This is a genomic window from Lamprobacter modestohalophilus (genome assembly GCF_016583905.1).
GTDB lineage: Bacteria > Pseudomonadota > Gammaproteobacteria > Chromatiales > Chromatiaceae > Lamprobacter > Lamprobacter modestohalophilus.
Genome location: NZ_NRRY01000187.1, coordinates 1 through 831 on the forward strand (window position 1 = coordinate 1; position 831 = coordinate 831).

The window sequence follows — 831 nt, forward strand, 5'->3', positions numbered from 1 at the left end:
CAGGGTTTGATGCAGCGCTGATGCGATTCTTGAGTTGGATCGCGAGCATGTCCTGCTCGGATTGGGCGACGCACAGCTTTCTGAGCGAGTGGACCACGGCAAACCCACAAGGTGATCCGATCAACGGTTGGGCGGTGTTGGCGTTGCCGGACAGGCCGCTCGAGCATCAGGAGCTGGCGGACCCGATCTTCAAGGCCACCGGCAACCGTCGCTCCCCGATGCGACCAGTGTTTGCCCCGACATCTCCCAAGCGCGCGCTCGTCGCTGCCTTCGAGGACTTTGCAGCCCAGCGTCGTCTGGACTATGAGCAGCGCGATGAGCTTGAGGATTGACAGCCTTCCTTCGCTGCTATTGCCTGGAGACGCGCTGCCCAGGGACTCGCTGGGTAGTGCCTATGGCGCCGAGTTGAGTGATGTCGAAGACGTGGGCCACCATCGCGACAGGGTGCCAGACCAAGTAAACCAGCGCGTCAAAGCGCGCGCATCATGTATCAACAGCACCCATTGGTGAGACCGTCGCAGCCATGAAACGCGCAACCATCACCCTGCCGGATGACCTCGAGCAAGCACTCGAGCAATTCATGGCTGAGCAGGCCGTGCCGGTACAACTGACGGCGGTCGTCCAATCGGCTGTGCGGGAGTACCTCGGGGAGCGTGATGATCTGCCAAGTCCTGCCGTCTTACGCATCCGCCCGGCCCCGCGAGGAAGCGGTCAGAACGATGTCAGCGTCTCCCACGATCAGTACCTGTCCTCAACCTGAGCCGGATCGCCGTTTGGCGCTGATCTTTGTACTTCTAGGCCCTCTCATCAGAAGGCCCCGGTCCTTTTTCA

The 831-nt window shown here is 61.1% G+C and carries 2 protein-coding genes; both read left to right on the top strand.

Translation table 11 applies throughout. The features are described 5' to 3' along the window. On the top strand, positions 1-332 hold a 332-nt coding region (locus CKO42_RS26790), incomplete at its 5' end, for a hypothetical protein (RefSeq protein WP_207148847.1). A gap of 191 nt (positions 333-523) precedes the next feature. Continuing rightward, positions 524-760, top strand: coding sequence for a hypothetical protein (locus CKO42_RS26795; protein WP_200252833.1), 237 nt, complete (start codon positions 524-526; stop codon positions 758-760). The last annotated feature ends 71 nt before the right edge of the window (positions 761-831 follow it).